Source organism: Pontivivens ytuae, from assembly GCF_015679265.1.
Taxonomy (GTDB): Bacteria; Pseudomonadota; Alphaproteobacteria; order Rhodobacterales; family Rhodobacteraceae; genus Pontivivens; species Pontivivens ytuae.
In genome coordinates this window covers 2,112,966-2,138,281 of sequence record NZ_CP064942.1, presented here as the reverse complement: position 1 = coordinate 2,138,281, position 25,316 = coordinate 2,112,966, and the positions used below count along the sequence as shown (strand labels likewise).

Below are 25,316 nucleotides of genomic sequence, written 5' to 3'. Positions count from 1 at the left end.
TATGGTCTTCGTTCTGGCGGTCGTGGCGACGATAACGGTGGTCTGTTCGATCCAAGTGGTCGGGCACCGGGTGCTGCGCCATCGCTTCACGGAGGACACGCCGGACTTCGCGGCCTCGATCGCGTTTCGCATTGCGGCCCTTCACGGTCTGATCGTCGCCCTCATCTTCGCGCAGGAGATGTTCGAGTATCAGCAACTCGAGATCGGCCTCGTGCAAGAGGCGACCGCCATCGGTGACCTGCATTACGACATCGCCCGCTATGGCGGCGCGGATGTGGAGGCGGTGCGGACCGCCCTTCTCGACTACACCCGCATTGCGATGGGTCCCGAATGGGTGGCGCTCAGCGAGGACGCGACCCTCCTCGGTGCCGCCTGGCACGAGCGGGAGGCCGTCTACGAGATCGTCCTGAACCTCGAACCCGAAACCGCCCGGCAGGAGACGCTGCGCACCCACATGATCGCGGATCTCCAGCTCATCGCCGAACTGCGGGAGGTGCGCGAGGGCATCGCGCTCACCGCCTTCACCGGCCTCTTCTGGCTGGCGGCGACGGCGGGGATCGTGCTGACCACGCTCTGCCTCGTCTGTTACACGCCGGGGGTGATGAACCTGATGCTGCTCTCGATCTTCGGCGGGTTCAACGGGCTGGTGCTGGCGCTGGTCTACGGCCTCTCCAACCCCTTCGCGGCGCCGGGCGCGCTGGAGCCCGTCGCCTTCGCGCGGGTGCTGGAGGCCGATCTGCTTGCGGCGGACTGAGGTCCCGGGCCAGGCTGACCGGGGCGGTGGGATCGATTTCGACACATCAGGAGTATTTCGATGACCCGTGCCTTTCTTCTCGCCGCAGCGATGCTCGTGGCCGGCTGCGAACTGCCGCCGCCCTCCGAGACCATGATCTCGCCCACCGCGAACGTCTCCACCGCCTACCGGCAGGGCTTCGACGATGGCTGCCACTCCGGGCGGCAGGCCGCGGGCGATCTCTTCGAGCAGTTCCGCAAGGATCAGGCCCGGTTCGACACCGACCGCGACTACGCTCAGGGCTGGTCCGACGCCTTCCGCCAGTGCGAGACGCAAACGGAGGCGCAGCAGCGCGCCATCCGCTCCGCCGCGACCATCCAGGCGATCCAGTCGAGCAACGACAATCGCTTCGACAACGTGCTCGACGGGATCGACACGTCCGGGTTGGAGAACCTCGGCCGCTGAGCCTCAGCTCGCGTCGAAGTCGAGCACCAGCGGACCGTCCTTCACCCGCGCCTGGCAGGCGAGGGTGAAGCCCGCCTCCAGCTCCCACGGTTCCAGCGAGTAGTTGGCGTCCATCTCCGCCGTGCCCTCGACCACCTTGGCGCGGCAGGTGCAGCACATGCCGCCCGCGCAGGAATAGGGCAGCTCCAGCCCGGCACGGGCCGCGGCCTCCAGCACCGTCTCGCTGTCGCCCCTGGCCGAGAAGCGCCGCCGCGTGCCGTCGAGCATCACCTCCACCGGCACCCCCTCGGTCGTCGTGGGCTTGCGGGTCTTGGGCAGCACGAAGCCGCCCTCCGGCGTGAAGAGCTCGTGGTGGATCCGCTCCCGCGCCACGCCGAGTTCCGCCAGCGCGCCCTCCACCGACTTGATCATCCCGCCGGGGCCGCAGAGGTAGACCTCCGCCTCCATGTCGATCAGGCCGCGTTCGGCCAGCAGCCGCACCTTTTCCCCGTCGATCCGCCCGTTGGCGAGGTCGATCTCCTGCGGCTCCCGGCTCAGCACATGGATCACCGACAGCCGCCCGAGGAAGCGGTCCTTCAGCGCGTCCAGCTCCTCGCGGAACATGATGTGGGTGAGGTCGCGGTTGCCGTAGACCAGCGTCACCTCGCCGGTCGACGTGCTCTCCAGCACCGCCTTCGCGATCGACATCATCGGCGTGATGCCGGAGCCCGCGGCGATCAGCAGCACCTTGGCCCCCTCCTCCACGGCACAGGTGAAGCGGCCCTGCGGCGGCATCACCTCGATCTCCGCGCCCTCGCTCAGCTCCCGCAGAATCCCGTCGGAGAACGCGCCGTCCTCCACCCGCCGGATGCCCACCGACAGCGGCTCACCGGGCCCCGAACAGATCGAGTAGGAACGGCGCACGTCGCCCCTCTTCAGCGTCAGGTACTGCCCAGGCACGAAGTCGAAGCTTCGGTCGAAGGTCAGCACGGTCGCGTCAGGCGTCAGCTCACGGCGGGCGGCGATTTTCAGGGTCTCGAAGGCCATCAGATGCACTTGAAATAGTCGAAGGGCTCGGCGCAGGACGTGCAGCGGTAAAGCGCCTTGCACGCCGTCGAGCCGAATTCGGAGATGCGCTCGGTCTCGGTCGAGCCGCAGCGCGGACAGGCCACGACCGTCTCACCAAACAACGCGCGGACGGAGTTCGACGCCTTCACAGGCGGTGCGATCCCGTAGGCCTGCAGCTTCTCCCGCCCCTCCTCGGTGATCCAGTCCGTGGTCCAGGCGGGCCGCGTGACCCGCTCCACCCGCGCTTCGAACCCCGCATCGCGCAGCGCCGCCTCCACCGCCAGCTCAATGGCGAGCACGGCGGGGCAGCCGGAATAGGTCGGGGTCACGCGGGCGACGGCCACCCCGTCCTCCATCTCGACCGAGCGCAGGATGCCGAGGTCCTCGACGGTGACGCAGGGCACCTCCGGGTCGGGGACGGCGGCTGCGGCCTCCCAGGCGCGCCGTGTCTCCAGCGCGATCACCATGTCGCCCCCGGATAGGCGCGCTGCATGTATTGCAGTTCGGCGAGCAGGTGGCCCAGCACCTCGCCATGCCGCCCGGCCCGGCCGCCGGTCTGCGGATAGGGCACCTCGGGCAACTCCAGCTTCGCCTCGTGGAAGACATGGGCAATGGTCGCATCCCACTCGCCCCGCATCTCCGCCGGATCGGGCAGGCCCGGCGTGTCGTCGGGCTCGAAAAGCTCGGGCGTGTAGCGCGTCAGCTCCGCCACCGCCTCGGCCATGCGCGCCGCACTCTCCTCCGTCCCGTCGCCGAGGCGGATCACCCACTCGCCCGCGTGGCGGATGTGATAGCGCGCCTCCTTCACCGCCTTGCCGGCGATGCCCGCGACAGTGTCGTCCTCGCTCTCCTGCGCCGCGTGCCAGTAAGGCGCCATGAAGGCGGAGAAATAGAGCTGCCGCAGCACCACATGGGCGAAGTCCTGATTGGGGCGCTCCACGAGCAGGCAGTGGCGATAGGCCCGCTCGGGGCGCAGATAGGCGAGGTCGTCCTCCGACCGCCCCTTGCCCTCGACGATCCCTGCATGTTCATAAAGCGCCCGCGCCTGCCCGATGAGGTCGAGCGCGATGTTGGGCAGCGCCAGCTCCTCTTCCAGCGTCGGAGCATGGCCGGTCAGCTCCGACAGCCGATGGCCGAGGATCAGGTGGTCGTCCGCAATCTCCAGAAGCCGCTCGAACATCACATATGCCCCACGTCGTCGGGGATGTCGTAGAAGGTCGGGTGGCGATAGACCTTCCCCTCCGCCGGATCGAAATTCTCGTCCGCCGCCGCGGGGTCCGACGCGCTGATCGCGGAGGACGGCACCACCCAGATCGACGTCCCCTCGCCGCGCCGCGTGTAGACGTCCCGCGCCGCGTTCAGCGCCATGGTCGCATCGGCGGCGTGGAGCGAGCCCACATGCTTGTGGCTCAGCCCGTTGCGGGGCCGGATGAACACTTCCCAGAGCGGCGTGGCTTCGGTCATCTCGCGTCGTCCTTCAGGATGTGGTTTCGTGCTGCCTTACTTCGCCTCCGGCGAAGACGTCAGACGAGGATATTTCTGTTCAAGGTGGAAAGGCTCAGGCGCGCCGCCCTCTTTCCACCTTGATCCAAATATCCCCGCCGGAGGCACCCTCACTCGGCCGCGAGCGCCGCAGGCTGGCGTTTCGCGGCATGGGCGCGGGCCGCCTCGCGGACCCAGGCGCCGTCGTCCCAGGCCTTCTGCCGCGCCCGGATGCGGTCGCGGTTCATCGGGCCTTCGCCCTTGAGCACCCGCTTGAACTCGCTCCAGTCGATGGGCCCGTGATCGTAGCCGCCCTTCGCCTCGTTCCAGGTCAGATCGGGGTCGGGCACGGTGAGACCGATCTTCTCGGCCTGCGGCACGGTCGCGTCGATGAACTTCTGGCGCAGCTCGTCATTGGTGAAGCGCTTGATCTTCCACTTCATCGACTGATCGGAGTTGACGCTGTCTTTGTCCGACGGTCCGAACATCATCAGCGACGGCCACCACCAGCGGTTCAGCGCGTCCTGCGCCATCTCCCGCTGGTCCTCGGTGCCCTGGGCCAGCGTCATCATGATCTCGTAACCCTGCCGCTGGTGGAAGCTCTCCTCCTTGCAGACCCGGATCATCGCGCGGGCATAAGGACCGTAGGAGCAGCGGCAGAGCGGGATTTGGTTCATGATCGCCGCGCCGTCCACCAGCCAGCCGATGGCACCGATATCGGCCCAGGTCTGGGTGGGATAGTTAAAGATGGAGGAGTATTTCGCCCGGCCATCCAGCAGTTGCTCGGTCATCTCCTCCCGGCTTACGCCCAGCGTTTCGGCAGCCGCATAGAGATACAGCCCGTGCCCGCCCTCGTCCTGGACCTTGGCGAGCAGCGCCACCTTACGCCGCAGCGAGGGCGCGCGGGTGACCCAGTTGCCCTCGGGCAGCATGCCGACGATCTCCGAATGGGCGTGCTGGCCGATCTGGCGGACGAGCGTGCGGCGATAGCCTTCGGGCATCGGATCGTTGGGCTCGATCTTCTCTTCCGCGTCGATGCGCGCCTGGAAGGCGGCGAGGAACGCGTCGGTTTCCTCGGTCTTGCCGTCCGCTCCGATCAGGCCCTGGGCATACATGCGCGCACTCCTCCGCTGCTTGAGTAATATGTTACAGCTTTCGCGCCGCTTTTCAATTCCTGTAACATATCAAAATCGCCGCACCGGACCGGAGGCCATCGGCAGCCCGACGCTGTTCAGCCACGCCTCGCTCGGCTCCCACAGCTTCCAGTAGAGCTCCCGCACCGCATGTCGCGCGCGATTGCCGGGCCAACCGGCGGGTTGCAGGTCGGAGGGCAGGTCGGGCGCGTGCCGCAGCACAAGCCGCCGCCAGCGATGGATCAGGAGGAGCCGGCACGCCACCGCATCCGCCCCCTCGACGTCCACCTCTCGCAGCGCCAAAACGTCGTCGAGCAGCGCCTGGTAGGCGGACGCGATCTCGGGCGGGCCGAGGCGGGCGAGATGCGCGGTCGAGGGCTGGATCGAACCCATCATCAGCGAGGCGCCGGGCGGCACCAGCTCATGCGGCGTCGGATAGGCGGGTGGCCACAGGAAGACATCGTCGGCGAGCTGGTAGAAGCCCGCCTCCCGCAGCGCTGCGGGATCCGGCGCCGAACCCATCACCGCGAGCCAGCGTCCGTCGCTGCCGCGCGCGCCGGTGGCGTAGATCCGGGCAGTCGCGGCCTCCACCGCCGCCCGCTGCTCGGGCGCGAGACGATAGAACGAGGCGCGCCCGTCCTTCCGCCGCTCCAGCCAGCCGTCGCGCGCGAGGCGCGAGGCCGCAGTGCGCAGCGCGCCGCTTTCCACGCCGATCGTCCCCGCGATCTCATGCAGCACGGCCATCGCCGCCTCGCCGCCGCGATGCTCGACCATGTCGCCGAAGATGGTGACGATCAGCGACCAGACGCGCAGCTCTTCCGGCCCGCGCAGACGGTCCGCCGCCTTCATCTTTCCCGAAATACGCACTGTCGATACGCCCGCCATCAGGAGCGCCGGTCGAGAATGCGCACGGCCTTGCCCTGCGAGCGGGGAACCGAGCCCGGCGCGCCGACCTTCACCGCGCAGGTCACACCGATCCGCTCCTTGATCCGCTCGGCGAGCACGACGCCCACCGCGTCGTCGGCACCCTCGACATGCACGACCATCGCGTCCATCCGCCCCTCGCGGCTCAGCTCGACCTGGAAATGCGGGGCGAGCCCTTCGAGCGCGAGGATCTGCTCCTCGATCTGGGTGGGGAAGACGTTGACGCCGCGCACGATCATCATGTCGTCGGAGCGGCCGGTGACCTTCTCCATCCGCCGCATCGCGCGGGCGGTGCCGGGCAGCAGGCGCGTCAGATCTCGTGTGCGGTAGCGGATGATCGGGAACGCCTCCTTGGTCAGCGAGGTGAAGACCAGCTCGCCGAGCTCGCCGTCGGGCAGGACCTCGCCGGTCTCGGGGTCGATGATCTCGGGGTAGAAATGATCCTCCCAGATATGGAGCCCGTCCTTCGTTTCCACGCATTCCTGCGCAACGCCCGGGCCGATGACCTCGCTGAGCCCGTAGATGTCGACCGCGTGCATGTCGAAGGCGGCCTCGATCTCCGCCCGCATGGCGTTGGTCCAGGGCTCCGCGCCGAAGATGCCGACATTGAGCGGCGAGGCCGCGGGATCCAGCCCCGCCTCGCGATAGCAGTCGAGGATCGACAGCATATAGGAGGGCGTGACCATGATCGTCGAGGGCCGGAAATCCTCGATCAGCTGCACCTGCCGGGCCGTCATTCCGCCGGAGACGGGGACCACCGTGCAGCCCAGCCGCTCCGCCCCGTAATGGGCGCCGAGGCCGCCGGTGAAGAGGCCGTAGCCATAGGAGATGTGCACGATGTCCCCGGCCCGCGTGCCCGCCGCCCGCATCGAGCGCGCGACCACATCCGCCCATGTCTTCAGATCGTTACGGGTATAGCCGACCACGGTCGGCTGCCCCGTCGTGCCGGAGGACGCATGGACCCGCACCACCTCCTCCCGCGGGACGGCGAACATGCCGAACGGGTAGTTGTCGCGCAGGTCCTGCTTCACGGTGAAGGGGAACTTCGCGAGGTCCGCGAGGTCGGTCAGGTCCTCCGGTTGCACGCCCGCCGCGTCGAAGGCGGCGCGGTAATGCGGCACGTTCTCGTAGGCATGGCCCAGCGACCATTGCAGGCGCTTGAGCTGGAGCGCCGCGATCTCGTCCCGGCTCGCCGTCTCGATCGGGTCGAGGCTGTCGGGATCGGGGGTCAGGTCCTTCATGGCGTCTCCTCGAAATGCTGGCCAGGCACCTCGCGGGAGGCGCCGCGGAAGCTGGCGATCAGGGTGTCCCCGACGCGCACGGCCACGTCGTAGAGGCCGGAGCGGCCGGGGCGCGCGACCTCCGTCGCCTCGGCCACCAGCACGTCGCCCGCGCGGCCCGGCGCGTGGTAGGTGATGGTGTTGTGCTGCGCCACGGTCTGCCGGTTGTAGCTGTTGCAGGCAAAGGCGAAGGCGCTGTCGGCCAGCGCGAAGATCACGCCGCCATGGGCCGTGCCGTGGCCGTTGCAGTGATGCGCGGCGACGGTCATGCGCAGGGTGGCGCAGCCCGGCCCGATCGCGACGAGCTCCATGCCGAACCACCTGCTCGCCGCGTCGGCCTGCCACATGGCGGCGGCCGAGCGATCCGCCCGCTCCTGATCTGTTACAGAAATCGCGCGTCCTCCCGATTTTTGTTGCAGATACTCTGGGGGCCGGGTGAACCTCGCGTCAACAGGGAGGTTCGCTGATGCTCGACGTGATGAGTTTCGCCGCCGGTCAGTGGGTGGCACCCGACGGCTCCGCCCGGCTGATCGAGAGCGCCGTGACCGGGGAGCCGGTGGCGCGCGCCGGAGGGCCGCTGGACACCGAGGCGATGCTGCGGCACGCGGCGCTCGGCGGGGCCGCGCTGCGGGAGATGGGGTTCCACGACCGCGCGCGGATGCTCAAGGCGCTTGCGCTCTATCTCAAGGAGCGGGCCGAGGAGCTCCACCAACTCAGTTACATGACCGGAGCGACCCGCACGGACGGGCAGATCGACATCGAGGGCGGGATCACCACGATGCTGGTCATCGCGTCGAAGGGCCGGCGGGAGATGCCGGACGCCAAGGTCATGCTCGACGGCGCGCCGGAGATGCTGTCGCGGCAGGGCACCTTTCGCGGGCAGCATATCTGGGTGCCACGCACGGGCGTGGCGGTGCATATCAACGCCTTCAACTTCCCGGTCTGGGGGATGCTGGAGAAGCTGGCACCGACGCTGCTCGCCGGCATGCCCGCGATCGTGAAGCCGGCGACGGCGACGAGCTATGTCACCCATGCGGCGATGCGGATGATGGTCGACAGCGGGCTGCTGCCCGAGGGTGCCGTGCAGATGATCGCGGGCGGGACGGGCGACCTGCTCGACCGGCTGGGCGCGCAGGACGTGGTGAGCTTCACCGGCTCGGCGGAGACGGCACTGAAGTTGCAAGGGCCGCTGGTGCGCCGCGGCGTGCGCTTCATCGCGGAGCAGGACAGCCTGAACGCCTCGCTACTCGGGCCCGATGCAGGGCCGGGGAGCCCGGAATGGGACATCTTCGTGCGCGAGGTCCGGCGGGAGATCACGGCGAAGGCGGGCCAGAAATGCACTGCGATCCGGCGGATCATGGTGCCGGAGGTGCGGGTCGCGGACGTTATCGGCGCGCTGGAGGCCGCCTTGCAGGTCCGCATCGGCGCGCCCGATCTGGAGGCGACGCAAATGGGCGCGCTCGTCAGTCGCGCGCAGCGGACCGACGTGCTGGAGAAGGCCGCGGCCATCGGGCAGCACGCGGGCCGGGTCGTCGGCGATCCGGAGCATTTCGAGGTGGAGGGAGCCGATGCGCAGCGCGGCGCCTTCCTGCCGCCGATGCTCTATCATGCGGCGGACCCCGATGCCTCGACCGTGATCCATGAGACGGAGGCGTTCGGCCCGGTCTCGACCGTCATGGGCTATCGCGACCTGGGCCATGCGGTGGAGCTGATGAACCGCGGCGGCGGGGCGCTTGTGGCCTCGCTCATCACCCATGATCCGGAGGTAGCCACCGAGGTCGCACTCGGCATCGCGCCGTGGCACGGGCGGATTTACGTCAACGACCGGTGCAGTGCGAAGGAGGCGACGGGCCACGGCTCCCCCCTGCCGCACATGGTCCATGGCGGGCCGGGGCGCGCGGGCGGGGGCGAGGAACTCGGCGGCATCCGCGGGGCGCTCCACTACATGCAGCGGACCGCCTTGCAGGGCAGCCCCGACATGCTTTCGGCCATCGCGGGCACGTGGATGGAGGGCGCGGCGGAGAGCCCGGCCCCCGATCACCCCTTCCAGCGCCGCTTCGGCGAACTGGAGGTGGGCGAGACGCTGCATACTCCGGCACGCGAGGTGACGCTGGAGGATATCGAGCATTTCGCGGAATTCACCGGCGACACGTTCTACGCCCATATGGACGAGGAGGCGGCGGCCGCGAACCCGTTCTTCCCGGGGCGGGTGGCGCATGGCTACCTGCTCTTGAGCTTCGCCGCGGGGCTGTTCGTGCAGCCCGATCCGGGGCCGGTGCTGGCGAATACGGGGCTCGACGGGCTGCGGTTCCTGAAGCCGGTCTCGCCGGGGGACAGCATCTCGGTGCGGCTGACGGTGCTGAAGAAGACCCGGCGGACGGAGGAATATGGCGAGGTCCGCTGGTCCGTGGGGCTGAGCAATCAGGACGGTGAGCCGGTGGCGGAGTATGAGCTGCTGACGATGGTGGCTTATTGAGGGGTCTGGGGCCTCGCACTCGCCGTCATGGTCGGGCTTGACCCGGCCATCTTCGGGATCGGGAGATCCTCGGGTCGAGCCCGAGGATGACGGCTTTTTACTAGGTCAGTGATACGCGACTAGCGTTGCGCCCGACCCGAGGGGCGCGCGGTCGTGCCCGATTGGGGGGGTGAGGCCCGTCTCGGAAACGCACCAGCGGAGCGTTTCAGGGCTGAACGGGCGGAGCCCCGGAACGGGGCGGGCGCGACGCGGGCTGACGCCCGCGTGGGACATTGGTGCGGTGTGCCAAGTAGGAAGAGATGCTTTCGGACACTACCTCACTCGCCGGGACACATGAGGGAGGCAAAGACATGGGGCGCCATGCACTTGTGACCGGCGGCAATCGCGGGATCGGGAAGGCCATCGCGGAAGGGCTCGTCGCTCTGGGACACGACGTGACGGTGGCCGTCCGCGATCCGGCTGCCGTCGAGGGGATGCGGGCCGTTCACATCGACCTCACCGATCCGCGGACGATCCAGCCGGCGCTCGACGGCATCCCGCCGGTGGATATCCTCGTCAACAATGCGGGCGTGCTGCACGAAGGCTCGCTGCTGACCGATGCGGGCGGGTTCGAGGACTCGATGGCCGTCATGGTCCACGGCCCCTACCACCTGATCCGCGCCACGGCGCCCGGCATGATCGCGGGCGGCTGGGGCCGGATCGTCAACGTCTCCTCGGGCTGGGGCAGCTTTGCCGAGGGGCTGGGCGGCCCCGGCGCCTATGGCATCGCGAAGGCGGCGCTCAACGCGATGAGCAAGGCGATGGTCCGCGACCTGCCGCGGCACGTGAAGATCAACGCGATGTGCCCGGGCTGGGTGCGCACGCGCATGGGCGGCGCCTCGGCCACCAAGTCGCCGGAGGAGGGGGCTGACACGGCGATCTGGCTCGCGACGTTGGACGCGGAAGGGCCGACCGGCGGCTTCTTCCGCAACCGCCGGCCCATCGAATGGTAGGTCACCGCCCGGTGATGCCGGGGAAGGCGATCAGCATCGCCACGGCCAGGATCTGCAGGCAGATGAAGGGGAGGAGCGAGCGGAAGATCTCGCCCAGCGATATGTCCGGTGGCGCCACGGACTTCAGGTAGAAGGCCGCCGGGCCGAAGGGCGGGCTGAGGAAGCTCACCTGCATGTTCATCGCGAACAGCACCCCGAACCAGATCGGGTCGTAGCCGAGCTGGGTCACGATCGGCACGAAGATCGGCATCGTCAGGAGCGCGATCCCCACCCAGTCGAGGAACATGCCGAGCACGAACAGGATGCCCATCATGGCGAGGATGATGATCGTCGGGTTGTCCGAGATGCCGGTGATCAGCGCCTGCACGAAGCGGATGCCGCCCATCAGGTTGAAGACGCCGACGAGGGCGGACGCGCCGATGCCGATCCAGACGATCATGCCGACGGTGGCGAGGGTTTGCTTGGCCGCACCGAAGATCAGCTCGCCCGTGAACTCCCGCCGGATGATGGTCGAGAGGGTGACGCCGAGCACGCCGATGGCGGAGGCCTCGGTGACGCTCGCGATGCCGCCGTAGATCGAGCCGAGCACGAAGACGACGACGAGGATCGGCAGGAAGAGGCCCTTGAGCAGGCGGATCTTCTCGGCCCGCGTGATCTCGCCCTCATCGGGGATGGGCGCGATCTCGGGGTTCAGGTAGGCGCGGATCAGGACGTAGGTGACGTAGAAGCCGGCCAGCATCAGGCCCGGGAAGAACGCGGCGGTGAAGAGGTCGCCGATCGAGACGCTGGCGGTCAGGCCGTAGATGATGAGCACGATCGAGGGCGGGACCATCGTGCCGAGCGCCCCGCCCGCGCAGCACACGCCGATGGCGAGCCTGCGGTCGTAGCCGAGGCGGAGCATCTGCGGCAGGGCGATGACGCCCAGCAGCACGACCTCGCCCCCGATGATGCCGGACATGGCGGCGAGGATGACGGCGACCAGCAGCGTCTGGATCGCGACGCCGCCCCTCAGCCGCCCGCCCACCATGCGCATCGCGTCGAAGAGGTCCCGCGCGATGCCCGATCGGTCGAGGATCGCGGCCATCAGCACGAACATCGGCACCGAGACGAAGACGAAGGAGTTCACGAAGGAGAAGATGCGGCTGACGATCAGCGGCACCGCCGTCGGCCCGAACCAGCCCAGCGCGAAGATCAGCGCGACGAGCAGCGTGACGAAGGCGAGCGGCATGCCGGTGAGCAACAGCCCCAGCAGCATGGCGAACATCAAGAGCGTCGCGGTCTCGATACCCAGCGCCTGCAGGTCGAAGGAGAGGAATTCCATGGCTTACCGCTTCCGCGCGTAGTTGATCGCGAGCACGAGGAACTGCACCGCCATCACGCACAGGATGAAGAAGAGGAAGAGTTTGAGGAGCCCCGGCGTCGGCGGGTTCCAGGCGGAGCCCGACGTCTCCAGCCGGAAATCACCCGCGGGCGTCCAGATCGCACGCTCGACCACCAACCATGCGGCCCAGGCGAACATGGCCGAGGCCGCGGCGTTGGCGAGACTGATGACGACGTTGAAGATCCGCCGCAGACCCGGCGACAGCGCGTCGTAGATCAGGACGACGCGGATGTGCCGGTCGCGCGCGGCGACGTAGAGCCCGCCGAAGGTGAAGGTGATCGCGGTGAGGAAGATCACCGTCTCATGCGCCCAGATCGTCGGCGCGTTGAGCCCGTAGCGCAGCACCACTTCCAGAACGAGGATCGCAGCGGAGGCGACGATGGCGATGGCGAAGAGCCCGCCCAGCGCGTTGATCGCGCGGCCGAGCAGCCCGGCCTCGGGGGCCGCGCCGGGATCGGTGCGGTGGGTCAGGTCGGGCTCGTCGCTCATCGGGAAGCCTCCGAAGAAAAGGAGGGGCGGACCCTGGCCCGGTCCGCCCCCACGATGGCCTTACTCGGCCACCAGGCCCTGCTCACGCAGGTAGGTCGTCAGCGTGTCATAGACTCGCTGGGCGTTGTCGGACTGGCCGGCGACTTCCTCCCACTGGCCCACGGCGATTTCGCGGAAGCGGGCACGCTCGGCATCGGACCAGTTGTGGACCGTGATCTCCGGATTGGCGTTCGCCTCGGCCACGGCGACCTGGTCGCGCATGGCGAGCTGGCTAGTCATGTCGCGGGCGAAGTCGCGGACCGAGACCTCCATGATCGACTGCAGGTCGGCGGGCATGGACTCCCAGGTGTTGAGGTTCATCGAGACCTCGACCAGCGGCATGGAGTGGAAGCCGGGATAGACCGGGTGGCCCGCCACGTCATGCATGCCCTGCTGGTGGTTGGTGGAGAACACGGTGTAGTCCGCGGCATCGATCACGCCCTTGTCGAGGGAGGTGAAGACCTCGGAGCCCGGCAGGTTCACCGGGGCCGCACCCGCCGCGGCGAAGACCCGCTGCACCAGACCCTCCGGCGCGCGCATCTTCAGGCCCTCCAGATCGTCGACGCCCGTCAGCGGCACAGAGGAGACGAAAGCCTCCAGCCCCGGCGTCGTCGCCCCGATGAACTGCAGGCCGTAGGGGTTGAGGAGCTCGTTCATCAGCTCCTTGCCGCCGCCATACTCGATGAACTGCAGCATCTGGTCTGGCGAGGACCACGCGCCCACCGGGTTGGCGATCAGGCCAAAGGCCGGATCCTTGCCCGAGAAGTAGGACGTGTCGGTGATGTGCCCGTCGATGATGCCGGCCGCCACGGCGTCCTGTGTCTCGGTATGCTGGACGATGGAGCCCACGGGCAGCATCTCCACCGCGATGCGGCCGCCGGACATCTCGCCCACGCGGGCCGCCCAGGCCTGCTTCAGCTCGAAGTTGGGGTTGCCCGCCGGGTCCGAGGACTGGAAGCGCAGGTTGAAGTCCTGCGCCGCGGCCGCCGAGCCGAGCGTCAGGGCCGCGGCCAGTGTCAGGATGGTCATTTTCATCGTTGTTTCCTCCCAGATATCACGATGTCAGTGGGTCGAGAGCCGCGGCAGCCGCGCTTCGGCGGCGTTGACCACGGCGGTGAAAGGCTGCTGCACGTCGATGAAGAGCGGGCGCTCGTCCGCGCCGGGCTCCTCCAGATCGGCGAGCTGGCTGTCGAGGAGCGTGACCGGCATGAAGTGATCGGGCCGCGCGGCCATGCGCTCGGCGATGACCTCGCGCGTTCCGGTCAGGTGAACGATCTGTAGGCGGCCGATCCGGGCGCGCAATAGGTCGCGGTAGGAGCGTTTGAGCGCCGAGCAGGCGAAGACCACGGGGCCGCTGTGGCGCGCCGCCTCCACCGCGTCGGCCAGCGCGCTCAGCCAGGGCGCGCGCATCGCGTCGGTCAGCGGCTGGCCCGCGCGCATCGCCTCGACATTCTGCGGCGGGTGGAAGTCGTCAGCGTCGAGGTAGCGGGCCGACAGCCGCTCGGCCAGCGCGCGGCCGACCGAGGTCTTCCCCGATCCGCACACGCCCATGACGAGCACGGCCCCGTAAGGGCCTTTTGCTGCGCGCGCATCCACCGGCGCCGCCTCCCCGATTTCTGTTCTCATTGGCTGGGACGCTAGATGATAGCGCTAACATCTGTCAAGCGGACTTGTGTCACGCGGATGCGCGGCTACGATGCGCCCATGCGAAAGCGCGGAAATACAGGGGCAAAGCGGCCCACCCTGGCGGATGTGGCGGCCCTCGCCGGTGTCAGCGCAATCACGGTGTCACGCGCGCTGCGCGATCCGCAGAAGGTCTCGCCCCAGTTGCAGGAGCAGATCGCCCACGCGGTGCAGAAGCTGGGCTACGCGCCGGATCCGGCGGCGTCCGCGTTGGCCTCGGGACGGTCGAACACGATCGGGCTGGTGATCCCGTCGCTGACCAACAGCGTGTTCTCCGAAGTGCTGCGCGGGGTCTACGACGCGCTGGAGGAGACGGCCTATTCCGCGCAGATCGGCAACTTCCGATATGCGCCGCTGGGGGAGGAGAAGCTGCTCCTCACCTTCCGCAGCCAGCGCCCGGCGGGGCTGATCGTGGCGGGCACCGACCAGACCGCGGGCTCGCGGCGGTTGCTGGAGGAGATGGCCTGTCCGGTCGTACAGATCATGGATATCGACCCCGACCCGATCGACATGATCGTCGGCTTCTCGCATCACGATGCGGGGGCCGCGGCGGCGCGGCACCTGGTGGAAGCGGGCTACCGGCGGATCGGCCTCCTTGCCGCCCGCATGGACCCGCGCACGCAGAAGCGCGCCGCGGGTTTTCGGACGGCGGCGGGGGCTGCCACCGGGCCGGAGCGGGAGGTGATGACGCCCGAAGCCTCCACCACCGTGCTCGGCGGGCACATGATGGCGGAGCTGCTGGCGAAGGCGCCGGACACCGACGCGATCTTCTGCATCAATGACGATCTCGCGGCCGGCGCACTCTTCGAATGCCAGCGGCGAGGGATCGCGGTGCCGGAGCGGATGGGGATCTGTGGGTTCAACGACCTCGACATCGCCTCGGCCGTGAACCCGCCGCTGACCTCCGTCTTCACCCCGCGCTACGAGATGGGGCGGCGGGCGGTGGAGCTGCTCCTCGCCCGGATCGGCGGCGCGGCGGAGGGGCCGGTGGTCGAGGATATCGGCTTCCAACTCCGCCCCCGTGGCTCCACCGCCACGAAGGGCTGACGCGCCCCTTCATCTGTCTCGAAGTATCCCGGGGGCGAAGGCCGTCTCGGAAACGCTCCGGCGGAGCGTTTCAGGCCGGAGCGGGCGGAGCCCAGGACCGGGGCAGAGCCCCGGGGCTCACAACACGTAGCGGCTTAGGTCGGTGGAGCGGCTGAGTTCGCCGAGGTGTTTCTCCACGAAATCCGCGTCGACCTGCACCGTCTCGCCTGCGCGGTCGGGGGCGGTGAAGCTCAGCTCCTCGAAGACGCGCTCCAGCACCGTGTAGAGGCGGCGGGCGCCGATGTTCTCGACATTGGTGTTCACCTCCGCGGCGATGCGGGCGAGGGCCGCGATGCCGTCCTCGGTGAAGGTGACCTCGACGCCCTCGGTCCCGAGCAGCGCGGTGTACTGCCGGGTGAGGGCGTTGTCGGTCTCCGTCAGGATGCGCACGAAGTCCTCGACCGTCAGCGCGCGCAGCTCGACGCGGATCGGCAGGCGGCCCTGGAGCTCGGGCAGGAGGTCCGAGGGCTTGGCGACATGGAACGCGCCCGACGCGATGAAGAGGATGTGGTCGGTTTTCACCGGGCCGTGCTTGGTGGAGACGGTGGTGCCCTCGATCAGGGGGAGGAGGTCGCGCTGCACGCCCTCGCGGCTCACCTCGCCACCGCGGCTCTCGGTCCGGGTGGCGACCTTGTCGATTTCGTCGAGGAAGACGATGCCGGAGCTTTCGACCGCCGCGACCGCCTCGCGGGTCAGCGCCTCTTCATCGAGGAGCTTGTCGGCTTCTTCCGCGATCAGGACCTCGTAGCTGTCGGCGACGCGCAGGCGCTTGCGGGTCATGCGGCCGCCCATCGCCTTTCCGAAGATATCGCCGAGATTCATCATCTGGCCCGGCGGCATGCCGGGGATCTCCATCGCGCCCATGGGGTTGGAGGTGTCGCGGACCTCGATCTCGATCTCCGTATCGTCGAGCAGGCCGTCGCGCAGCTTCTTGCGGAACATCTCGCGGGTCTGCTCGCGCGCGCCTTCGCCAGCGAGGGCGGCGATCACGCGGGCTTCAGCGGCGTCGTGGGCCTTGGCCTTCACCTGCTCCCGCCGGTATTCGCGGGTGAGCACGAGGGAGGCGTCGACGAGGTCGCGCACGATCTGCTCCACGTCGCGGCCGACATAGCCGACCTCGGTAAACTTCGTCGCCTCGACCTTGATGAAGGGGGCGCGGGCGAGTTTCGCCAGGCGGCGGCTGATCTCCGTCTTGCCGACGCCGGTGGGGCCGATCATCAGGATGTTCTTGGGATAGACCTCCTCGGCCATGTCGCTGTCGAGCTGCCGGCGGCGCCAGCGGTTGCGCAGCGCCACGGCGACGGCGCGCTTGGCGTCCTTCTGCCCGATGATGAAGCGGTCGAGTTCGGAGACGATCTCCCGCGGGGTGAGGTCGGTCATGTGCTGTCCTTCAATCGTTCGGGGGGACAGATAAGCGGCCCGGCGGCAGGCACAAGCCGGTCGCGCGCCGTCACGAGGATGCGACGGCGGACTCCACAATAGCGCCAAGCGACCCAGATTGTCGCAGGGGCCGGGACGCCCCCTCACAACAGGGATCTTGTCATGACTTACAGACTGCCGCTTGCCGCGCTGGCCACCACGCTGGCACTCGCCCTTCCTGCCGCCGCACAGGACGTGCGGGAGGGCTCCTTCGTCGGGGACAGCGATCACGAAACCACGGGCACCGCGTCCGTAGTCTATGACATGGTGATGCTGGGCGCCGATTTCTCCCTCGACGGGGCGCCGGATCCGCGGGTCGCCCTCGGCAAGCAGGACAGCGACGAGCGGCTGCTGCTGGGTGAGCTCGCGAAGCTCGAGGGCGCGCAGGCTTATTCGATCCCCGAAGGCACCACGATCGAGGAGTGGGACCGCGTCTGGATCTGGTGCGAGCAGTTCAGCGTGCCGCTGGGCCACGCGGACCTTCCGACGGCGGAGTAACGCCACTTTCCTTGCGGAGCTGATGCGCCGGGCGGCCAGGCGAGATGGCTGCCCGCGGCCGGTGCTGCGCGGCGTGTCGCACCGCAGATAGACATTTCAAGCTTTTTTGATGGTTTTCAGGGGCCTTCGCCCCGGGCAGGTTGCGGAATTCCGCGGGAAGGGACTTGAACCAGACCGCAGGTTGCAGATTTTCTCTCGATACACGTTGAGGGAGATTCAGCAATGTCACTACACAACCTAAGGTTGTGCGTCCGGAGGCTGTGCATCCCGTTGGCGGGTGCCCTCCTGACCGCCACGTCCGCCGCCGCCCAGACCGTCGAGAGCCTCGAAGCCGCGGTGGAGAGCTACCTGGAGGCGCGCAGCTACGACGCGCTGCCGATAGACCTCGCCCCGATGCGCGCGCTGCTCGCCGACGGGGATATCGCGACGATCGAGACGGTCGGGGGCGAGACCGTGACGGCCAACAGCGCCAATGCCTACATCACCATCTGGGAGCCGCTGCTGGCGGAGCGGGCGCAGAGCCAGACGGTGACGATGGACAGTCCGCTGACGCTGCATGCAGCCGCGAATATCGGCATCACGGGCTTCACCGCGCGGATCGAGGGGACGGCGGCGGATGGCAGCGCGATCGACGAGCGACAGAACGTGAAGCTCTTCTGGCGGCCCGACGATGCGGGCAACTGGCGGATCTTTCGCGAGCATCTGCGGCCGGAGGGCGAGCTGACCGTGATCGAGCCGCTGGAGGGCGAGGCGGTCGAGGGGCAGTGACCGCGGCCTGCGATCAGCCGATGACCTCCACCGTCGCGTTGCCGTTGGTGTAGACGCAGATATCCGCCGCGATGGAGAGCGCGCGGCGGGCGATCGCTTCTGCATCCATGTCCTGGTCCATCAGCGCGCGGGCGGCGGCGAGGGCGAAGTTGCCGCCGGAGCCCACGGCGGCGATGTCGTGCTCGGGCTCCAGCACGTCACCGGCGCCGGTCACGATGTAGAGGTCGCTGCCGTCGGTGACGATCAGCATGGCCTCCAGATTGCGCAGGTACTTGTCGGTGCGCCAGTCCTTGGCGAGATCGACGCAGGCGCGCTGGAGCTGACCCGGCCGCCCCTCCAGCTTCGCCTCCAGCCGTTCGAGGAGAGTGAAGGCATCGGCGGTAGAGCCCGCGAAGCCCGCGACGACCTCCGCCCCACCCGGATTGAGGCGGCGGACCTTGCGGGCCGTGCCCTTCATCACCGTCTGCCCGACACTGACTTGCCCGTCGCCGACAACGGCGACGCGGCCGCCCTTACGCACCGCGACGATGGTGGTGCCGTGCCAGCCGGGGAAGCGGTTCGTCTCGCTCATGATGGTTCTCCTGCCATTGCGGCGGCGATGTAGGGGATCAGAAGCGTCCTGCATAGGGGCGGCTGAGAAATGGCGCGACGAGCCAGCCGGCCATGGCGCCGCCCAGATGCGCCTCCCACGCGAGCATGCCGCCCATGGCGAAGTGCAGGACGACGTTGAGTGCCGTGAGACCGCCGACAAAGGTGGCAACCGGCCGGATTGAGCGTCCGGTGGCGCGGAGGAAATCGAACTCCCACCGCTTCCACGCCGCGATGAAGCCGAAAGCGGCGCCGGACGCGCCGACCATCGGGATCGGCTCCTGCGGACCGAGGAGAGCGAAGGCCCCGCCCCCCGCGATCGCCGTTATGATGAAGAGGAGGATGGTGCGGGCCGGGCCGGAGAGGTCCGTGACCAGCTTGCCAATGGACAGGATCACCGTCGCGTTCATCGCGACATGGAACAGCCCGCCATGGAGCAGCGCATGGGTCAGGAACATCGTGACCGGCTGCAGGTCGAAGAGCGGGTTGGTCCCGTTCAGCAGCGGGTTCCAAAACGCCCCGTGCAGGAACACCCAGCGGCGCGACAGACCGCCATAGCCGCTGTCGCCCAGTTGCAGCAGCAGTTCGATGCCCACCAGCAGGGCGACCAGCGCCCAGAGCGCGGCCATCGGCGTTTGCCGGACATAGGGATCGGGGGTCGGGGGTGTCTCCGTCATGACCCGGACACATAGCGTTCCCGGCGCCGGATTGCGACGGGGGGATGCAGCGCTAGCTCGTCGCGCGGGAGGAACGCGCGATGTGGAAGCTTGACGAGACGGTACAGACCTCGGCCGGGCAGGTGGCCGCGGGGCGGGCGGGCGAGGGGCCGCCGCTGGTGCTCGCCCATGGCTGGCCGTGGTCTTCGCTGTCGTGGCACCGGGTGATCCCGGATCTCGCGGAGCACTTCACCGTGCACTGGTACGACATGCCGGGCTATGGCCGCTCCGAGATGCGGGCGGACCAGCGCACCTCGCTCGACGTGCAGGGCGAGGTCTTCGCGGAGATGATGCGGCACTGGGGGCTGGAGCGGCCGCGGGTCGTCGCGCACGATTTCGGTGGGGCGACGACGCTGCGGGCGCATCTGTTGCACGGGCAGGAGTTCGAGCGCTACGTGCTGATGAACGTGGTGGCGATGCGGCCCTGGGGCTCCGAGTTCTTCGACCATGTGGGCCGACATGTGGATGCGTTCACCGGCCTGCCGCCGCATATCCACGCCGCGGTGGTCCGCGCCTACGTCGAGGGCGCGATGGCCGTTCCGGTGGCGGAGGAGGACGTGGAGGCGCTGGTGAAACCCTGGCTCAGCGAGGCGGGGCGCGGCAGCTTCTACCGCCAGTTTGCCCAGGCCGATGAGCGCTATACGGCCGAGGTCGAACCGATGTTCGGTGACGTGCGCTGCCCGGTGCGCATCCTTTGGGGCGAGGCGGATCCGTGGATCCCGCTGGCGCGGGGCGAGGCGCTGCACGGGCTGGTGACGGACTCCGAGTTCGAGCGGATGGTGGGGCTGGGGCACCTGCCGCAACTGGAGGATCCGGACGCGGTGCTGGCGAAGGTGGTGCCGTTCTTGAAGGAGGGCTGAGCGGGTGGGACGCAAGCCGGGCGGGCGCCTGCCCGTGGGGTGGCGCTCCTGCGGTTCGGACGATGCGCTTTATCCCTGAAAGGTCATTGCTCCGGCGGAACCGAGGCTCGCCATCACAAAGCGCCAGCCCGCCGGGACGGGCAGGCGCTCGCCCGGCGCCTTCGGCTTGATTCCGGGCGATGGGGCGCGACTTGGAACCATTTGCCTTCGCAGCACCGGTTGGTGCCACCCTACGGGCAGGCGCGCACCCGGCTTCTGTTGCGACACATCTGTTCAAATCGGCTTGCCGGGCTAACACGTTTTTCAGACTTGGATTATTCTTTTCACGCCATGACCTTGCTCGCCTGTCCTGCCTGCGACCTGCTGCACGAGGTGCCGGATCTCGATCCGGGCTGCCGGGCGCGGTGTGCGCGGTGCGGGCAGGTCATCGTCTCGGGGCGCGGCGGATCCGTGGACAGGATGCTGGCAGGCGGGGCGGCGGTAGCGGTGCTGATCGTCTTCGCCCTTTTCTTCCCGTTCCTGTCGATCGAGGAGCTGGGGCTGTCCAACACCACGACGCTGATCGACATCACCATGGCGTTTCTCGAGGGCTGGATCGCGCCGCTGGCGCTCGCGACGGCCGCGGCGATCGTGGGGCTGCCGCTCTTGCGGGTCGGTCTCCTCTTCTACGCACTGATGCCGCTGCGGCTGGGCCGCCCGCGCCTGCGCCATGCCGCGGCGGCGTTCCGCACGGCTGAGAGCCTGCGGCCCTGGTCGATGGCGGAGATCTTCATCCTCGGCACGGCGGTGGCGTTGGTGAAGGTGGTGGACATCGCGCAGGTGGGCTTCGGCCCGGCGTTCTGGGCGTTCTGCGCAGCCGTCCTCATCATCGCGCTGGAGCGGACGGTGACGGACACCGCCGCCATCTGGTCGATCCTGGACGACCGCTCATGACCCGGATGGTGAGCGCGCGGGAGGCGGGGCTTGTCGCCTGCAACCGGTGCGAGCTGGTGCATGAGGCCAGCATCTCCCATTGCGAGCGCTGCGGCGCGCGGCTGCATTCGCGCAAGCCCTTCAGCCTGCAGCGGGTCTGGGCGTGGTGGGTCGCGGGGCTGATCGCCTACATCCCCGCCAATCTCTACCCGATGCTGACGACGCAACAGCTCGGCACCGTGCATTCGGAGACGATCGTGGGCGGGGTGATCACGCTGATCGAACTGGGGTCGATCGGGATCGCGGCGATCATCTTCTTCGCCTCGGTCGTGGTGCCGATCTCGAAGTTCCTGATCATCGCCTTTCTCGCGATCTCCGTCCTGCGGCCGAGCGGGATGAGCGCGCATTCACGACTGCATCTGCACCATGTCATCGAGTTCATCGGGCGGTGGTCGATGATCGATGTCTTCGTCGTCGCCCTGCTCGCGGCCCTCGTGCAACTGGGGGCCGCGGCGAGCGTGGAGCCCGGTCCGGCGGCGGCTTGCTTTGCGCTTTCGGTGGCCTTTACGATGCTGAGCGCGCAGGCGTTCGACCCGCGCCTGATCTGGGACGCCCCCGTGCGGAAGGAGCCCGCCACGTGACCGACGCCGCCGCGCCCGAGATCGATACGACCCCTCCGCCGATCTGGAAGCGCATCTCCGTCGTGTGGCTGGTGCCGCTGGTCGCGCTGATCGTGGCGCTGGCCGTGACGTGGCAGACGCTGGCCAATCAGGGGCCGCTCATCACCGTGTCGTTCGAGAATGCGTCCGGAATCACGGCGGGGCAGACGCCGCTGCGCTTTCGCGACGTGACGATCGGCACGGTGGAGGAGGTCGGCTTCGACGACGATCTGAGCCAGGTGCTGGTGGCGATCCGGGTGGAGCCGGAGATGGCGCAGCACATCACCGAGGATGCGGTGATGTGGATCGTGCGGCCGGAGATCAGTGCGCAGGGCATCACCGGCCTCTCCACCGTCTTTGGCGGGACGTACATTGCGGCCGAACTGCCCTCTGAGACGGGCGACATGGTGCGGCGGATCCGGGGGCAGCCGCGGGCGCCGCTCACCCCGCTCGATCAGCCGGGGCTGCGGGTGCGGCTGCTGACGAACAACAGCGGCTCGGTCTCGATCGGCTCACCGGTGCTCTACAAAGGGATCGAGGTCGGCCGAGTCGAGGATTTGGAGCTGACGAGCGACGGGCGCACGATCATCTTCACCACCTTCATCAACGCGCCCTACGACAACCTGATCACCGAAGGGACGCGGTTCTGGAATGCCTCCGGCTTTTCCTTCTCGCTCGACGCGCGGGGGGCGAGCCTGAACGTGGAGAGTCTGGTGACGCTGGTGCGCGGCGGTGTGACCTTCGACACGGTGTTCTCCGACGGGGCGCTGGTTCGGGATGAGCGGACGTTCCGGCTCTACCGCGATCCGCAATCGGCGCGGGCCTCGCTGTTCGACGCGGTGCGCCGCTCGCCGGTCACGGTCTCGGCGATCTTTCCGGGCTCGGTCAGCGGGCTGACGATCGGGGCGCCGGTCTCCTATCGCGGGGTGCCGGTGGGCGAGGTGACGTCGCTGTCCACCCGGCTGGTCGGCGATCCGGGGGAGCGGGAGGTGGAGCTGGCGGCCGCCTTCTCCGTCGAGCCGGGGCGGCTGGGGCTGCCGCCCGATGCGCCTGCGAGCACGACGCTGAACCTGCTGTCGGAGCTGGTGTCGCAGTCGGGTCTGCGGGCGCAGCTCAGCGCCGCCTCGATCCTGACCGGGGCGCAGCGCATCGACCTGTCGGAGATCCCGGACGAGCCGCCGGCGGAGCTGGACCTGTCGAACCAGCCCTTCCCGCTGATGCCTTCAGTCGCGGCGTCGGGCACGGGCTTGGCGGAGACGGCGGAGGGGCTGATCACGCGGATCGACGAGCTGCCGGTGGAGGCGGTGCTGAGCTCGGCGAGTCGTGCGCTGGATGCGCTGGCCGTCCTCCTGTCCGACCCGTCGCTGCAGAACATCCCGACCGAAGCCGAGGGGGCGCTGACGGATTTACGCACCTTGCTGGCGAGCGACGGGCTGACCCAGGCGCCGGACGAGTTGCTGCGTGGGCTGACGGCCCTGCGCGGGCTCTTGGAGGACGCGCAGGAGGCGGCGTTGACCGAGGCGCTGGCCGCCACGTTGGATGAGACGGCGCGGGCTGCCGCGGCGGTCGCGGATGGCGCGCAGACGCTGTCGCCGGAGCTGGTCTCCGCCCTCGGCTCGGCGGAGGAGCTGATCGCGGCGGCGCAGATCGTGGTGGCCGACCCGCAAACCGCGGCCCTGCCGGGTGTGGCCGCCAGCCTGCTGGAGGATCTGCGGCAGGTGACGGCGGACCCGGCATTGCAGGGCGCGCCGGAGCAGCTTGGCACATCCCTTGCCCGGCTCGACGCGATCCTGGCGGAGATCGAGGCGGCGGGGCTGTCCTCGCAGCTCAGCCAGGCGTTCACGGACAGCAGTGTGGCGGCGCGGGAGATCTCGGTGATTGCGGAGAGCTCACGGACGATCCCGGCGGAGCTTGCGGCGCTGATCGCGCAGACCGAGGCGCTGCTGGCCTCCGCCGATGCGATCCTGACCGATCCGGCGTTGCAGGCCGCTCCGGGTGAGTTGAACGCGACGCTGGGTGCGGCGCGGGCGCTGCTGGAGGATCCGGCGACCCGGGCGCTGCCGCAGGCGACGCTCGATGCGCTGGCGCGGGCCGGGCGGCTGCTCGGCGCGTTGGAGGAGGCGGACCTGCCCGGGACGCTGGCGCGGACCATGGCGGAGACGGAGCGGGCGACGCGCGCGGTGGCTCAGTTCACCGAGGATGCGGCCCCCCTGCCCGGCCAGGCCGAGGCGCTGCTCGCCGATCCGGCGCTGCGGGAGATCCCGGCGCAGACGCAGGCGACGCTGGTCGCGTTCCGTGCGCTGCTGACCGATCCGGCGACGACGGCGCTGCCGGGACAACTCTCCGAAGGGCTCGGCAGCGCGCAGACGCTGCTCGCCGCACTGGAGCAGGCGCAGGTGGCCGAGCAACTGGCCGCGACCCTGCAGAATGCCAGCGTGGCGGCCGAGGCGATTGCCGAGGGGGCCGAGGGCGTGCCGGAGATCGTGGCGCAGTTGGAAGCATTGGCGGAGGAGGCATCCTCCCTGCCGCTCGACGCGCTGGCCGCGCAGGTGGAGCGGGTGCTGCTGAGCGCGGAGGCGCTGTTGCAGGCGCCGGGTGCGCGGGAGCTGCCGGGCACGCTGAACGCGACGCTCGACGAGGTGCGGGTGCTGCTGGAGGAGTTGCGGGAGGCCGGCGCCTCCGAAAGCCTGGTGGCCACGCTGTCGGCGAGCGAGCAGGCAGCGCTTGCGATCGCCGACACGTCCTCGCGCCTGCCGACGCTGATCGCGCGGCTCGACGCGCTCGCCGGGCGGGCCGACGTGACGCTGGCGGGCTACGGCGAGGGCTCGGACCTCAACGACGAGGCGATCCGCGCGATCCGGGAGTTCCGCGACACGGCGCGGGCCATCACCTCTCTGGTGCGCCAGATCGAGCGCGACCCGAATTCCCTGATCCTCGGCCGATAAGAGGAGCCTGCCCATGCGCCCCCTTCTGATGACGCTCGCCCTGTTGGCCGGTTGCGGCGGTGCGCCCGACACGCTGCTGCTGCTGGAGCCCGCGGGCGCGGTGACGCCGCTGTCGAGCCCGGTGCGCTCGATCGAGGTGCGGGAGATGTCGCTGCCCTACTATGCCGAGCGGGAGGAGGTCGCGATCCGCGCGGGCGACGGCAGCGTGGTGGTGAGCGATCAGGTGCTGTGGGCCGATCTGCCGTCGCGGGCACTGACCCTGCGGGTGGTCGAGACGCTGGGCCGCGTGCTGCCGGAGGCGGACGTCGCGGCAGAGCCCTGGCCCCTGCTGTCACCCCCCGACCTGCGGGTGGAAGTGCAGGTGGCGTCGCTGATCGGAACACCGGGTGGCGCTTTGGAACTGGCAGGACAGTATTTCATCGTCTCGGACGGTCGGGGGAGCGTCGAGGAGGCCGTAACCTTTGCAATTTCGGAAGAGGTTCGGGGCGACTCACTTGCCGATGTTGCAGCTGCTCAAACACGAGCGTCGGAAAAGCTTGCTCTCCTTATAGGCGAGTCAGTCGCAGCACTGCCTGAACGGGCTCTGGGACGGCGTTGAGGGTTGCTCAGCCCTTCTTTTATTGGCGATGCGCGATCGATTGACCGTTGAGGGAATCGGTGCGGCCAATTTCGACCAATAGGTCAACGATTTTGAGCATTCAGGCGAAATTCGTTCGAAACGGGAACGCGATCTGTGACAGG

At 68.8% G+C, this 25,316-nt stretch carries 27 protein-coding genes; 12 read left to right on the top strand and 15 right to left on the bottom strand.

All coding sequences use genetic code 11. The features are described from left to right. The first annotated feature begins 1 nt into the window (after position 1). Both I0K15_RS10385 and I0K15_RS10380 read left to right on the top strand, forming a co-directional pair. The gene (locus I0K15_RS10385; RefSeq protein ID WP_196101457.1) at positions 2-754 is read left to right on the top strand and encodes a bestrophin-like domain; all 753 of its coding nucleotides are present in this window, start codon (positions 2-4) and stop codon (positions 752-754) included. A gap of 60 nt (positions 755-814) precedes the next feature. Continuing rightward, on the top strand, positions 815-1,198 hold the full coding sequence (locus I0K15_RS10380; protein WP_196101456.1) for a hypothetical protein: 384 nt from the start codon (positions 815-817) through the stop codon (positions 1,196-1,198). Positions 1,199-1,201: 3 nt separating this feature from the next. On the opposite strand, the gene I0K15_RS10375 is transcribed toward I0K15_RS10380, so the two are convergent. The 8 genes from I0K15_RS10375 to paaI form a co-directional block, all read right to left on the bottom strand. Next, positions 1,202-2,224 carry a 2Fe-2S iron-sulfur cluster-binding protein gene (locus tag I0K15_RS10375; protein WP_196101455.1) on the bottom strand — a complete coding sequence of 341 codons (1,023 nt, stop codon included), beginning with the start codon at positions 2,222-2,224 and terminating at the stop codon, positions 1,202-1,204. Then, a complete protein-coding gene (gene paaD / locus I0K15_RS10370) occupies positions 2,224-2,712 on the bottom strand; it encodes a 1,2-phenylacetyl-CoA epoxidase subunit PaaD (protein WP_196101454.1) in 489 nt (162 codons plus the stop codon). The genes I0K15_RS10375 and paaD overlap by 1 nt, the downstream gene beginning before the upstream one ends. Beyond that, positions 2,706-3,425, bottom strand: a complete 720-nt coding sequence (paaC, locus tag I0K15_RS10365) for a 1,2-phenylacetyl-CoA epoxidase subunit PaaC (protein ID WP_196101453.1) — start codon at positions 3,423-3,425, stop codon at positions 2,706-2,708. Before paaC ends, paaD begins: the two co-directional genes overlap by 7 nt. After that, positions 3,425-3,709 (bottom strand): 1,2-phenylacetyl-CoA epoxidase subunit PaaB, encoded by a 285-nt coding sequence (gene paaB, locus I0K15_RS10360; protein WP_196101452.1) that lies wholly within the window; start codon positions 3,707-3,709, stop codon positions 3,425-3,427. Before paaB ends, paaC begins: the two co-directional genes overlap by 1 nt. A 149-nt stretch (positions 3,710-3,858) precedes the next feature. Continuing rightward, positions 3,859-4,842 (bottom strand): 1,2-phenylacetyl-CoA epoxidase subunit PaaA, encoded by a 984-nt coding sequence (gene paaA, locus I0K15_RS10355; RefSeq protein ID WP_196101451.1) that lies wholly within the window; start codon positions 4,840-4,842, stop codon positions 3,859-3,861. 69 nt (positions 4,843-4,911) lie between these two features. Beyond that, positions 4,912-5,709 carry a PaaX family transcriptional regulator gene (locus I0K15_RS10350; protein WP_196101450.1) on the bottom strand — a complete coding sequence of 266 codons (798 nt, stop codon included), beginning with the start codon at positions 5,707-5,709 and terminating at the stop codon, positions 4,912-4,914. A gap of 35 nt (positions 5,710-5,744) precedes the next feature. After that, a complete protein-coding gene (gene paaK, locus I0K15_RS10345) occupies positions 5,745-7,025 on the bottom strand; it encodes a phenylacetate--CoA ligase PaaK (RefSeq protein ID WP_196101449.1) in 1,281 nt (426 codons plus the stop codon). Continuing rightward, positions 7,022-7,411 (bottom strand): hydroxyphenylacetyl-CoA thioesterase PaaI, encoded by a 390-nt coding sequence (gene paaI, locus I0K15_RS10340; protein WP_230374082.1) that lies wholly within the window; start codon positions 7,409-7,411, stop codon positions 7,022-7,024. Before paaI ends, paaK begins: the two co-directional genes overlap by 4 nt. A 119-nt stretch (positions 7,412-7,530) precedes the next feature. Here paaI and paaZ point away from each other — a divergent pair, with 119 nt between their 5' ends. Together paaZ and I0K15_RS10330 are read left to right on the top strand one after the other, a co-directional pair. Further along, on the top strand, positions 7,531-9,540 hold the full coding sequence (gene paaZ / locus I0K15_RS10335; protein ID WP_196101448.1) for a phenylacetic acid degradation bifunctional protein PaaZ: 2,010 nt from the start codon (positions 7,531-7,533) through the stop codon (positions 9,538-9,540). A 350-nt stretch (positions 9,541-9,890) separates the two neighbouring features. Further along, positions 9,891-10,532, top strand: coding sequence for an SDR family NAD(P)-dependent oxidoreductase (locus I0K15_RS10330; RefSeq protein WP_196101447.1), 642 nt, complete (start codon positions 9,891-9,893; stop codon positions 10,530-10,532). Between the two features lies 1 nt (position 10,533). On the opposite strand, the gene I0K15_RS10325 is transcribed toward I0K15_RS10330, so the two are convergent. Genes I0K15_RS10325 through I0K15_RS10310 form a run of 4 tightly spaced genes read right to left on the bottom strand, consistent with a single transcriptional unit; the run spans position 10,534 to position 14,067 of the window. Then, positions 10,534-11,853, bottom strand: coding sequence for a TRAP transporter large permease (locus tag I0K15_RS10325; protein WP_196101446.1), 1,320 nt, complete (start codon positions 11,851-11,853; stop codon positions 10,534-10,536). A gap of 3 nt (positions 11,854-11,856) precedes the next feature. After that, positions 11,857-12,402: a TRAP transporter small permease subunit gene (locus I0K15_RS10320; protein WP_196101445.1), complete on the bottom strand. Its 546-nt coding sequence runs from the start codon at positions 12,400-12,402 to the stop codon at positions 11,857-11,859. 60 nt (positions 12,403-12,462) lie between these two features. Continuing rightward, positions 12,463-13,476, bottom strand: coding sequence for a TRAP transporter substrate-binding protein (locus tag I0K15_RS10315; RefSeq protein ID WP_230374081.1), 1,014 nt, complete (start codon positions 13,474-13,476; stop codon positions 12,463-12,465). 27 nt (positions 13,477-13,503) lie between these two features. After that, positions 13,504-14,067 (bottom strand): gluconokinase, encoded by a 564-nt coding sequence (locus I0K15_RS10310; protein ID WP_230374080.1) that lies wholly within the window; start codon positions 14,065-14,067, stop codon positions 13,504-13,506. A 78-nt stretch (positions 14,068-14,145) separates the two neighbouring features. Here I0K15_RS10310 and gntR point away from each other — a divergent pair, with 78 nt between their 5' ends. After that, complete coding sequence (gene gntR / locus I0K15_RS10305) at positions 14,146-15,171, top strand: HTH-type transcriptional regulator GntR (protein WP_196101444.1); 1,026 nt, start codon at positions 14,146-14,148, stop codon at positions 15,169-15,171. A gap of 117 nt (positions 15,172-15,288) precedes the next feature. On the opposite strand, the gene hslU is transcribed toward gntR, so the two are convergent. Then, complete coding sequence (hslU, locus tag I0K15_RS10300) at positions 15,289-16,590, bottom strand: ATP-dependent protease ATPase subunit HslU (RefSeq protein ID WP_196101443.1); 1,302 nt, start codon at positions 16,588-16,590, stop codon at positions 15,289-15,291. A 162-nt stretch (positions 16,591-16,752) separates the two neighbouring features. On the opposite strand from hslU, the gene I0K15_RS10295 reads away from it, so the two are divergent. After that, positions 16,753-17,127, top strand: coding sequence for a DM13 domain-containing protein (locus I0K15_RS10295; protein ID WP_196101442.1), 375 nt, complete (start codon positions 16,753-16,755; stop codon positions 17,125-17,127). Between the two features lie 270 nt (positions 17,128-17,397). Next, positions 17,398-17,895 carry a Cif family virulence factor gene (locus I0K15_RS10290; RefSeq protein ID WP_196101441.1) on the top strand — a complete coding sequence of 166 codons (498 nt, stop codon included), beginning with the start codon at positions 17,398-17,400 and terminating at the stop codon, positions 17,893-17,895. A 13-nt stretch (positions 17,896-17,908) separates the two neighbouring features. Here the strand turns inward: I0K15_RS10290 and hslV are convergent, their stop codons facing one another. Next, positions 17,909-18,466, bottom strand: coding sequence for an ATP-dependent protease subunit HslV (gene hslV, locus I0K15_RS10285; protein ID WP_196101440.1), 558 nt, complete (start codon positions 18,464-18,466; stop codon positions 17,909-17,911). A gap of 37 nt (positions 18,467-18,503) precedes the next feature. After that, positions 18,504-19,160: a rhomboid family intramembrane serine protease gene (locus tag I0K15_RS10280; RefSeq protein WP_196101439.1), complete on the bottom strand. Its 657-nt coding sequence runs from the start codon at positions 19,158-19,160 to the stop codon at positions 18,504-18,506. Between the two features lie 80 nt (positions 19,161-19,240). Between I0K15_RS10280 and I0K15_RS10275 the strand changes: the two genes are divergently transcribed. The 5 genes from I0K15_RS10275 to I0K15_RS10255 all read left to right on the top strand — a co-directional run bounded on the left by I0K15_RS10275 (position 19,241) and on the right by I0K15_RS10255 (position 25,173). Continuing rightward, positions 19,241-20,059 (top strand): alpha/beta fold hydrolase, encoded by an 819-nt coding sequence (locus I0K15_RS10275; protein WP_196101438.1) that lies wholly within the window; start codon positions 19,241-19,243, stop codon positions 20,057-20,059. Between the two features lie 330 nt (positions 20,060-20,389). Next, positions 20,390-20,992 (top strand): paraquat-inducible protein A, encoded by a 603-nt coding sequence (locus I0K15_RS10270; protein WP_196101437.1) that lies wholly within the window; start codon positions 20,390-20,392, stop codon positions 20,990-20,992. After that, positions 20,989-21,612 carry a paraquat-inducible protein A gene (locus I0K15_RS10265; protein ID WP_196101436.1) on the top strand — a complete coding sequence of 208 codons (624 nt, stop codon included), beginning with the start codon at positions 20,989-20,991 and terminating at the stop codon, positions 21,610-21,612. Before I0K15_RS10270 ends, I0K15_RS10265 begins: the two co-directional genes overlap by 4 nt. Beyond that, a complete protein-coding gene (locus tag I0K15_RS10260; RefSeq protein WP_196101435.1) occupies positions 21,609-24,575 on the top strand; it encodes an MlaD family protein in 2,967 nt (988 codons plus the stop codon). The genes I0K15_RS10265 and I0K15_RS10260 overlap by 4 nt, the downstream gene beginning before the upstream one ends. Positions 24,576-24,588: 13 nt before the next feature. Next, positions 24,589-25,173, top strand: coding sequence for a PqiC family protein (locus I0K15_RS10255; RefSeq protein ID WP_196101434.1), 585 nt, complete (start codon positions 24,589-24,591; stop codon positions 25,171-25,173). The last annotated feature ends 143 nt before the right edge of the window (positions 25,174-25,316 follow it).

Coding starts and splice junctions, on each gene's coding strand:
- I0K15_RS10310 (WP_230374080.1), bottom strand. CDS start 14,067: ATGAGAACAGAAATCGGGGAGGCGGCGCCGGTGGATGCGCGCGCAGCA.
- I0K15_RS10295 (WP_196101442.1), top strand. CDS start 16,753: ATGACTTACAGACTGCCGCTTGCCGCGCTGGCCACCACGCTGGCACTC.
- hslV (WP_196101440.1), bottom strand. CDS start 18,466: ATGAGCGAGACGAACCGCTTCCCCGGCTGGCACGGCACCACCATCGTC.
- I0K15_RS10265 (WP_196101436.1), top strand. CDS start 20,989: ATGACCCGGATGGTGAGCGCGCGGGAGGCGGGGCTTGTCGCCTGCAAC.
- paaB (WP_196101452.1), bottom strand. CDS start 3,709: ATGACCGAAGCCACGCCGCTCTGGGAAGTGTTCATCCGGCCCCGCAAC.
- paaK (WP_196101449.1), bottom strand. CDS start 7,025: ATGAAGGACCTGACCCCCGATCCCGACAGCCTCGACCCGATCGAGACG.
- paaC (WP_196101453.1), bottom strand. CDS start 3,425: ATGTTCGAGCGGCTTCTGGAGATTGCGGACGACCACCTGATCCTCGGC.
- paaI (WP_230374082.1), bottom strand. CDS start 7,411: ATGTGGCAGGCCGACGCGGCGAGCAGGTGGTTCGGCATGGAGCTCGTC.
- I0K15_RS10380 (WP_196101456.1), top strand. CDS start 815: ATGACCCGTGCCTTTCTTCTCGCCGCAGCGATGCTCGTGGCCGGCTGC.
- paaD (WP_196101454.1), bottom strand. CDS start 2,712: ATGGTGATCGCGCTGGAGACACGGCGCGCCTGGGAGGCCGCAGCCGCC.
- paaZ (WP_196101448.1), top strand. CDS start 7,531: ATGCTCGACGTGATGAGTTTCGCCGCCGGTCAGTGGGTGGCACCCGAC.
- paaA (WP_196101451.1), bottom strand. CDS start 4,842: ATGTATGCCCAGGGCCTGATCGGAGCGGACGGCAAGACCGAGGAAACC.
- I0K15_RS10325 (WP_196101446.1), bottom strand. CDS start 11,853: ATGGAATTCCTCTCCTTCGACCTGCAGGCGCTGGGTATCGAGACCGCG.
- I0K15_RS10255 (WP_196101434.1), top strand. CDS start 24,589: ATGCGCCCCCTTCTGATGACGCTCGCCCTGTTGGCCGGTTGCGGCGGT.
- I0K15_RS10385 (WP_196101457.1), top strand. CDS start 2: ATGGTCTTCGTTCTGGCGGTCGTGGCGACGATAACGGTGGTCTGTTCG.
- I0K15_RS10330 (WP_196101447.1), top strand. CDS start 9,891: ATGGGGCGCCATGCACTTGTGACCGGCGGCAATCGCGGGATCGGGAAG.
- I0K15_RS10350 (WP_196101450.1), bottom strand. CDS start 5,709: ATGAAGGCGGCGGACCGTCTGCGCGGGCCGGAAGAGCTGCGCGTCTGG.
- I0K15_RS10320 (WP_196101445.1), bottom strand. CDS start 12,402: ATGAGCGACGAGCCCGACCTGACCCACCGCACCGATCCCGGCGCGGCC.
- I0K15_RS10280 (WP_196101439.1), bottom strand. CDS start 19,160: ATGACGGAGACACCCCCGACCCCCGATCCCTATGTCCGGCAAACGCCG.
- I0K15_RS10315 (WP_230374081.1), bottom strand. CDS start 13,476: ATGAAAATGACCATCCTGACACTGGCCGCGGCCCTGACGCTCGGCTCG.
- I0K15_RS10270 (WP_196101437.1), top strand. CDS start 20,390: ATGACCTTGCTCGCCTGTCCTGCCTGCGACCTGCTGCACGAGGTGCCG.
- hslU (WP_196101443.1), bottom strand. CDS start 16,590: ATGACCGACCTCACCCCGCGGGAGATCGTCTCCGAACTCGACCGCTTC.
- I0K15_RS10275 (WP_196101438.1), top strand. CDS start 19,241: ATGTGGAAGCTTGACGAGACGGTACAGACCTCGGCCGGGCAGGTGGCC.
- I0K15_RS10375 (WP_196101455.1), bottom strand. CDS start 2,224: ATGGCCTTCGAGACCCTGAAAATCGCCGCCCGCCGTGAGCTGACGCCT.
- gntR (WP_196101444.1), top strand. CDS start 14,146: ATGCGAAAGCGCGGAAATACAGGGGCAAAGCGGCCCACCCTGGCGGAT.